This window comes from Desulfobacula sp., from assembly GCF_030611305.1.
Taxonomy (GTDB): Bacteria; Desulfobacterota; Desulfobacteria; order Desulfobacterales; family Desulfobacteraceae; genus Desulfobacula.
Window position 1 is genome coordinate 1 of the sequence record NZ_JAUWQB010000126.1, and the last position, 7,552, is coordinate 7,552.

Consider the following 7,552-nt stretch of genomic DNA (forward strand, 5'->3'; position numbering starts at 1 on the left):
TGGATGGGGCGCATAGGTGGAGTGCTTTTAAGAAGACGGGGCGAACCCGGATTCCTGCGATTGTTAAAACCTTAGATGGAATTGATCCCCTGCTTTATGCTGCAAAATTAGCCATCGGCCCAAAGCAGCTTACAGAAGTTGAAACAAGAAATACTGCCAGGCGTGCTTTTCAATCCAACCCCAAACTGACATCTTCGGAAATCGGCAAGGCAATCGGCAGATCAAGGCAAGCCGTTGATATATATATTTCTGATTTAAGAGCCACAAATCTTTTGGCGCTTGATCTTAAAATTTTCTGTTTAAATTTGCTTGGTATCCCGCAAGACAGGATTGCAAAGAGACTGGGCATTAACCGAAGGACGTTAGCAAACCATTTGGGCAAAATGGCTGAATAGCGATTTATCAAAAGGCTTTACTGTTCCACAAGTTGCGAATAAGCACGACTGGCCTGAGTCTATGGTATGGTCGCAGGCTTTGCAGGGAAAGGATGATTTAACCCGGTTTAAAGCGCTTAACTGGGGGATCAGGACATGGGATTTATGGAATTTTAATGATTGTGACAAACGATTCGGGGATGACTGGCCCGGTCGTATTCCTGCTCAATTGATCGCACACATCCTCTATTTTTTTTCAAAGCAAGACGATTTGATTTTTGATCCCATGGCAGGAGGTGGTGTCTGTGCTGATACCTGTCTTGCCATGGGTAGAAGGTGTTGGAGTCTGGATATGGATGACAGGCCCGACACAAGACCGGAAATTGAACCATATCATTGGGATTTGGATAATAAATGGGAGGATTTGCCGATTATGGGTTCAAAGGGCAAGCCGGATCTGATTATTTTTGATCCGCCCTATTTTGATAAAAAAGCCGGTGAATATTCAAAACAAAGTATTTCAGAGCTTTCACGAAAAGACTATTTATCATTTCTGGAAAGATTTTTTCGTTTTTTAAAAAAGATCTCCAAAAAGAAAACCCGCCTTGCCTTTATTAATTCAGACTGGCGGGATTTTCAAAATTGCCCTGCCGATAAAGAAGAGCCGGGCCAGGGTATTTTAGTTGTGGATTATCATGAAATTTTAAAAAAAACCGGCTGGACCCTAACCCATATCATCCAGGCGCCTTTGTCTTCAGAACGATTTAATGCAGGCGTTGTGTCAGCCATGCAGAAAAAAAAGATCCTCGGGGTTGTCAGCCGGTATGTAATGATTTTAAGGTAAAGTGTTCTTTTCGGGAATTCCGGGGACAGCATACTTAATTTCAAGAAAACATGAATAATTCAAACCAATAAATGCACTGGATAAACCAGTGATTAAAACGGTTAACCCAAATCATTTCAGGAAAAAAATTGGGAACAAAAGAGCAAAAAAAATATAAAAAGACTTTGCTGCATATACAAGGGCAAAAGAAAAAAGCGAGGAATGCGAGGAATAGAGCTATTGCTAAATGTGGGCCGATATGTCTCGGGGAGACTACATAAAAACAGAAAGTTTAATGCGAGGGAGGTTCGACTCCTTCAAGGCCCATTTGTCAAGTTTTTATACCTAAAAGCTTGACATTTAATCTAAGGAAGCCTATTCTTTGATGAAAAAGGGATGTTTTAAAACAAGGGGCTTATGAAAGTAGCAACAAAAATAAAATCTAAAGTAAATCGTATTCAGTCTGGAAGGATCTTTAAATATTCTGATCTTGGGGTACCCCGTAATGAGTATAGCGCTGCTGCAAAAACTTTAAGCCGCTTGGTTAAAGAAAAGGCTATTAAAAGGATTTCTACTGGGGTTTTCTACAAACCTAAAAAAACAGTTTTTGGCGAATTAGGCCCGAGTGAAAGTGAACAGCTTCGACCTTATTTATTTAACGGAAAAAAGAGAATTGCTTATATCACTGGTGCGGCATTGTTTAACCAGCTAAGTTTAACCACGCAAATACCAAAAGATATTGATCTGGCCAGCAGGACAAAAAGGCCTGCTTCAAAAGTCGGCAACATAAACGTTCGATTTGTTAAAAGCTACGCAGCTATTAACAACAAGAACTATAATCTCTTAGGAATCCTTGATGCTCTTAAGGATTTTAAGAAAATCCCTGATTTAAATAAAGAGTCGGCAATAAAACGTATCACTGTCATGATCGCTGAACTGACGGATCGTGAGAAAAAAAATCTGATCAAATATGCTTTGGACTATCCTCCCAGAGCTCGGGCTTTTTTAGGGGCTTTATTGGAATTGAGCAAAATAGAGTATAGCGAAGTATTAGATACTTTGAAACAGAGCTTAAATCCGTTGTCTTCATACTTTGTTGGAGTGACTCAAGATGTTCTCCCAAACTCTAAAAGCTGGTTTATTGGATGAAACTACATCTTGATAAAACTCTTTTTCGAGACGCAATTCAAGCTACAGCTCAACACATTGGCGTCCCAGAGGTGTATGTAGAAAAAGACTATTGGATTTCTTTGGCTCTGCTTGAAATATTCTCATCTGATATTTCTGATTTGGTTGTGTTTAAAGGCGGAACATGCCTTTCAAAGTGTTTCAATCGCATACAAAGGTTTTCTGAAGATGTCGACTTAGTTGTCATTCCTGTTGCCCAAATATAAAGGAAATAACTCAGATCCATACCGGTTTCCCCTTTACTCTACAAATCATTATCCTGGCCAACCCTTTCCACATCATGCCAATGTCAGTCCTGCTTTTTTATTCTGCTTTTTCCAGTAAAGGTTAAATACGGGATTTAAAGATCTCTTTGCCGGCTGGGATTCAACCCGGCTTATCCAGTTTTCTGTTGCTGTCCGGGACTGGGCAAATGCCTGGCTGGTTATTTCAATCCGACTCTTTTCTTTAAGATCAGATGCTTTTTTAAAAAAAGCAATTTCCATTTGATCCCTTTCTTCCTTATATAATGACATCCTTGAATAATCTTTTAAAACACTGCGATGCAGTTTTTCATGTTGCCACCAGAGGGTTTCAGGATCATAAATTCCCTTTGGCAGCGGGCCTGAATCCGGCAGGACGTCTTCTTTCAGCCAGATCGGTTTAAATATCCCCGTGCAGGGCCCGGCCGTACCCGTGGCCCAGAAAGTATTGCTGCCTGCTGACAGATGGGCAACAAGAGATCCCGTTGTGCCTGAATTTCTTGTTAAGCCGTTACCTGCATGGGCACAAACCGAGTCCATTAAAAAATGAGATGCAGGCTTATATTCTTTTCCCTTATGGCTTCTCAAAATTCTAAAGGCAGAAGAAACATCTATTTTCCCAGTTTGAGTTTCCAGCAAATCATATGAACTCTTCCTGCGAAACCCGGAAGCGGAAAAAAAGGTAAACAGCCAGTCTGAATAACATTTGGCAAAATTAAAGGTCTGCCCTTTTTTAAGCCATCCCTTTTGCCTGGCATTTTCAATCAGACCTGGATGACTTTTGTCAAATTCTTCTCCAATAGTCAGTCCATTACTTATGGAATATACATCTTTAATTTTTAAAGCAACCCAGAAAGGCCCGCTTGTTTCCAGAACCCAGGCTTCATTTTTATCGGCCAGGATATAAGAGTTGTGATAAAACAGATTTTTATCTTCATAACCGCAGGCACCACCCTGCCCTAAGTCAGCTAAAAGCCCTGTAATCACTTCCATGCCCTGTTGGGCAGTTGACGCTCTTTCAAGGGCCAGACGTAAAAGATCCATTCCCGTCAGGGTATGGGTTTTTTTTATGGGCATTTTTGTAAATACAGCTTCATTGCCGATCACAAGACCTTTTTCATTTGCCCCCATCTCGGCTCCCCACATCCAGAAGGGCCGGCACAGGAGAACACCATAGGTTTCCTTAACCTGGGGAATACTTAAATAGGTACAATCCAATTTCTGATTTTTAGAAAATTTTTCCGGGGGATGATATTCAAGACACTGGGCTTCATTGGGTTCGCGATCCGAATTCTTGCCAAATATCACGGACCTGTCTTCCGTCGCATTTGAAACCGCCACAAAGGTGTCACACATCAGGTTCTCCTTTTGCTCCCAAATCCCTATCTTTTAATTGCGCCCTATCTTTTAATTGCGCCGGGAAGAATAAATTCATATCTTTTTCTCAACAGATTTACCGTGATAAACCGCTCTATTTTTCGAAGGGCGGAAAAAAGGGTCCAGATCATTTTATCTTCCTTATAATACTTATCAATCTCTTTTTGAGAAAGTTCCTGTTCCAGATATTTATTAACAATATTTAAAAAATGAGGGATTAAATCAGGCCGCTGCTCTTTATAAAGATTGGCCACAAGGTCTGTTACAACCTTTTTATGATCATAATACCGGCCTATCACATCATCAAGATCAAGCCTTCTTACCAGCCAGCGGATATACACGGGAACGCTTTGCAGCAGCAACTCAACCTCCAGCTGTTCTATTCCTTTTTTCCGGACAAAAGGTGTTGAGGTATCAACCAGAAATAATTTTCTTTTTCCATTTTCCTCCACCCACACCCAGTTGGAAAGCTGGCAGTCAATGGCGATTTCAAACTCCGGTGCTACCTCAATATCCGGCATCTGTTCTTTATTAAAGTCCCAGATCAGGGTCAAAGCCGACATGATCTGCTCAAGCATTTTAATTCTGTCACCTTCATCAAGTGTGTTAATCAGATTATGACAGAAAAAGTAATCCTCAAAACGCTGCTGGGCAAAATAAATCACAACGGGATGCCCGGGAACTTCAACAATAACAGCACCATCTTCAGGCAGATTGATCCCTGCCTGTCTTAAAAGGGCGCAATATTCAAAATACATCTGCTTATAGGATTCGGCAGTCTTAAAATCCGGGAAAATCGGGATTCTTTTGTAGATGATTTTATCTTGTTCCCCTATCTGGAAAATAGCTGAGATCTCACCAAATCCAATGATTTCAGCAGGCACGGAAGACCTGGACAAATCATGGGGAATTAATTGTTTTTCAAACCTGTTTAATAATTCAATATCAATATCCATTGAGTACCTGAGTCTTATCCTCCTGACATTGATTTAAAGGATGTTTCTATTATTTTTAAAATATCATTTGCCTCGATCTCTGAAATATTGAGTACGGGCAGAAATTGTATGACTTTTGGATCATTGCCAGCATAAACAACATATATACCATTATCAAAAAAAAGTTTAATTAAAAACAATGCAGTGATCTCATCTTTAAACTCAAGCCCCATCATCAGGCCTTTGCCCCGGACCTTTAAACCCAGGTCCGGATATTTTATCCCAAGAGCTTCAAGCTGCTGCCTGAAAAATTTTCCCAGGGACAGAACATGATCCAGAAACTTCTTTTCCCGGGAAATCTCCACAACTTTCATTGCGGCAAAGCAGCCGATCTCACTGCCCCCATAGGTTGAAATATGCAAAAAGGGATTCTCCTGAAAAAAATCTTTATATTTTTCATGGTAAACCGTGGCACTGACAGGATATATCCCTCCGCTCATCCCCTTTCCCATAACCACCATATCAGGCTCTACTTCATAATTTTCAAACCCCCATAACTTCCCTGTTCTTCCAAAGCCTGTCTGAACTTCATCCAGTATAAGAAGACTTGAATTTTTCTCACAGATCTCTTTAACCCCTTTTAAATACAATTCATCAGGAGTGACAATGCCCAGTGTAGCCGGAATTGTTTCCAGGATTACAGCAGCCGTATTGGAGCAGACAGCTTTTTCCATTTCTTCAAGACTGTTAAACCTGACCTGCTTAAACCCTGCCGGAACAGGTTTAAACATTTCTTTGAATTTGTCATCCCCCGTGGCAAGGGCAAACCCCGTATGACCATGATAGCCGCCTTTGGCTGAAATAATTTCTTCTTTGCCCGTGACCCCCCGGGCAAGCTTGATGGCAAGATCAATGGCTTCTCCTCCGCTGACCCCGTAAACAATCTGGTTTAAACCTTCAGGCATTGTGTCGGCAATCATTTTAGCCAAATGTGCTTTTGGTTTGCTGATTAAATGATGATTACCGATATCATAGATTTCCATTGCCTGGGTTACGGCTTTTATAACCTCTTTGTTCCTGTGACCCAGGTTAAAAACCCCGCCATTACAATGGCAGTTATAAAATGTTTTCCCATTGGCATCACTTATTTTACATCCCCCCCGTTTTTCAGGGACAAGAACGATATCGTATTTCTGATAAAACTCAACTTTTCCAGGATAAACATGATCTGCATATGTTTTAATAATTTTATCCCTGTCTGAATCCATATTCTCCCCTGATATAGTGTATTTAAAGCCTTACCCGCCCTGAAATGGTACAAATATTTATTTTTCAAAGCAATAGTTAACATGAAAAAGCATGAAAAACTTTCAAGACCTAGGTATTTTTACCTATTGATTTTATTATAACCCCTATATATAACACAATTGTTCCATTTCTCTGTGTGCTGTCCCTAATCGCGAGAATGTAAGCGAAAGAGCGAAGCTGTGCCAGGGTCCTTCAATCAAAAATCCAAATAGTATCTCAGCCATTTGAGGTAATAACTACATTGGTTTTTGGGGATTCCATTTTTTCCCAAAATCAAATTAAACTTATTTAGCAATTCAGCTTCAATTTGAATCATTTGTATTTATCCAGTTTTCTGTTTATCACGCAAATTTGAGTGTTATACTGTTGGAAAACAGCATAGCATCTACCTAATTTTAATTGTCTAAACCTATTTTACTTGGTACACGTTGAATGTTATCTGTCATTCGGAGTTATACAGAAAAAAAACAGGTTAACTTATTGTTCGCAGCTCCACATAATTAATGCCCAAGGAAAAGGATTAGAATATGAATATCAAAAATATTAGAATAAAAAATTTCAGAAACTTCGAGGAATTTTCAATTGATTTTTCCGAGGGCTTTCAAGCAATAATTGGAGAGAATAATATTGGAAAAAGTAATCTCTATTGGGCTATAAGGTTAGTGCTGGACCGTGATCTTTCATATAATTCCAGAAACTTAGAATTAAAGAATTTTCATGGCTTTAAAAATGAGTTAAATGTTGATGACTATATTGTAATCAGTATCGAATTATATAGCGAAAACTTAGCATCATTCCCAACTTTTCATTCATTTAAAACCAGTGACAATACTGCTAAAATAACATATCTCTTTGCACACAAAAGCAATTTCAACGTAGAAGAGGCAGTCCCTGAGGTTATTGAGTTATCTGAGTTCAGGTGGAAACTATTTGCAAGTGGAAACTCTTTGGAGATAGACGATATTTTAAAGCTTGCTGTAATTTCTTTAAGAGACTTAGACGGAATTAACTTATATTACATCAATGCATTTCGAAATATTAATTCAGAGCTACAAGGAAGTACAAAATCACTACTAAGCAAATATTGTCAATCACGAAAAGAAACAAAATCAGAAATAGATAGCGTTAAAACTATTTTGGAAAAATCTTCTGCCGATCTTAATAAAATCACCGACCTCCTGCATAGCAGGAGGTATGATGAAGCCCCCTCCGAAGGGGGCATTGTGTTAGGAAAGCCCCTCAAGGGGCTACTAAATCGTTAATATTCTAATGCTTTTTATCCTGCTCTCTTATATATTTTCTTAT

7 protein-coding genes and 1 pseudogene are annotated in these 7,552 nt (G+C 39.4%); 5 read left to right on the top strand and 3 right to left on the bottom strand.

The genetic code is table 11. From position 1 onward, the window contains the following. The 4 genes and pseudogenes from QAI40_RS16200 to QAI40_RS16215 form a co-directional block, all read left to right on the top strand. Window positions 1–395, top strand: a pseudogene (locus QAI40_RS16200) (DNA methyltransferase); the annotation flags it as partial. A 61-nt stretch (window positions 396–456) separates the two neighbouring features. After that, entirely contained in the window at window positions 457–1,218 is a 762-nt protein-coding gene (locus QAI40_RS16205) for a DNA methyltransferase (protein ID WP_304511830.1), read from the top strand. Between the two features lie 396 nt (window positions 1,219–1,614). Continuing rightward, window positions 1,615–2,346 (top strand): DUF6088 family protein, encoded by a 732-nt coding sequence (locus tag QAI40_RS16210; RefSeq protein WP_299983804.1) that lies wholly within the window; start codon window positions 1,615–1,617, stop codon window positions 2,344–2,346. Beyond that, window positions 2,343–2,591 (top strand): nucleotidyl transferase AbiEii/AbiGii toxin family protein, encoded by a 249-nt coding sequence (locus tag QAI40_RS16215; protein ID WP_299983802.1) that lies wholly within the window; start codon window positions 2,343–2,345, stop codon window positions 2,589–2,591. Before QAI40_RS16210 ends, QAI40_RS16215 begins: the two co-directional genes overlap by 4 nt. A gap of 72 nt (window positions 2,592–2,663) precedes the next feature. On the opposite strand, the gene QAI40_RS16220 is transcribed toward QAI40_RS16215, so the two are convergent. The 3 genes from QAI40_RS16220 to QAI40_RS16230 are packed head-to-tail and all read right to left on the bottom strand — an operon-like array spanning window position 2,664 to window position 6,207. Beyond that, complete coding sequence (locus tag QAI40_RS16220; protein ID WP_299983800.1) at window positions 2,664–3,983, bottom strand: C69 family dipeptidase; 1,320 nt, start codon at window positions 3,981–3,983, stop codon at window positions 2,664–2,666. Window positions 3,984–4,027: 44 nt separating this feature from the next. Beyond that, window positions 4,028–4,960 carry a DUF6206 family protein gene (locus tag QAI40_RS16225; protein ID WP_299983798.1) on the bottom strand — a complete coding sequence of 311 codons (933 nt, stop codon included), beginning with the start codon at window positions 4,958–4,960 and terminating at the stop codon, window positions 4,028–4,030. 14 nt (window positions 4,961–4,974) lie between these two features. After that, window positions 4,975–6,207 (bottom strand): aspartate aminotransferase family protein, encoded by a 1,233-nt coding sequence (locus tag QAI40_RS16230; protein ID WP_299983796.1) that lies wholly within the window; start codon window positions 6,205–6,207, stop codon window positions 4,975–4,977. A 567-nt stretch (window positions 6,208–6,774) separates the two neighbouring features. Here QAI40_RS16230 and QAI40_RS16235 point away from each other — a divergent pair. Further along, window positions 6,775–7,509 carry an AAA family ATPase gene (locus tag QAI40_RS16235; RefSeq protein ID WP_299983794.1) on the top strand — a complete coding sequence of 245 codons (735 nt, stop codon included), beginning with the start codon at window positions 6,775–6,777 and terminating at the stop codon, window positions 7,507–7,509. Window positions 7,510–7,552 lie beyond the last annotated feature (43 nt).

Coding starts and splice junctions, on each gene's coding strand:
- QAI40_RS16205 (WP_304511830.1), top strand. CDS start 457: ATGGTATGGTCGCAGGCTTTGCAGGGAAAGGATGATTTAACCCGGTTT.
- QAI40_RS16210 (WP_299983804.1), top strand. CDS start 1,615: ATGAAAGTAGCAACAAAAATAAAATCTAAAGTAAATCGTATTCAGTCT.
- QAI40_RS16215 (WP_299983802.1), top strand. CDS start 2,343: ATGAAACTACATCTTGATAAAACTCTTTTTCGAGACGCAATTCAAGCT.
- QAI40_RS16220 (WP_299983800.1), bottom strand. CDS start 3,983: ATGTGTGACACCTTTGTGGCGGTTTCAAATGCGACGGAAGACAGGTCC.
- QAI40_RS16225 (WP_299983798.1), bottom strand. CDS start 4,960: ATGGATATTGATATTGAATTATTAAACAGGTTTGAAAAACAATTAATT.
- QAI40_RS16230 (WP_299983796.1), bottom strand. CDS start 6,207: ATGGATTCAGACAGGGATAAAATTATTAAAACATATGCAGATCATGTT.
- QAI40_RS16235 (WP_299983794.1), top strand. CDS start 6,775: ATGAATATCAAAAATATTAGAATAAAAAATTTCAGAAACTTCGAGGAA.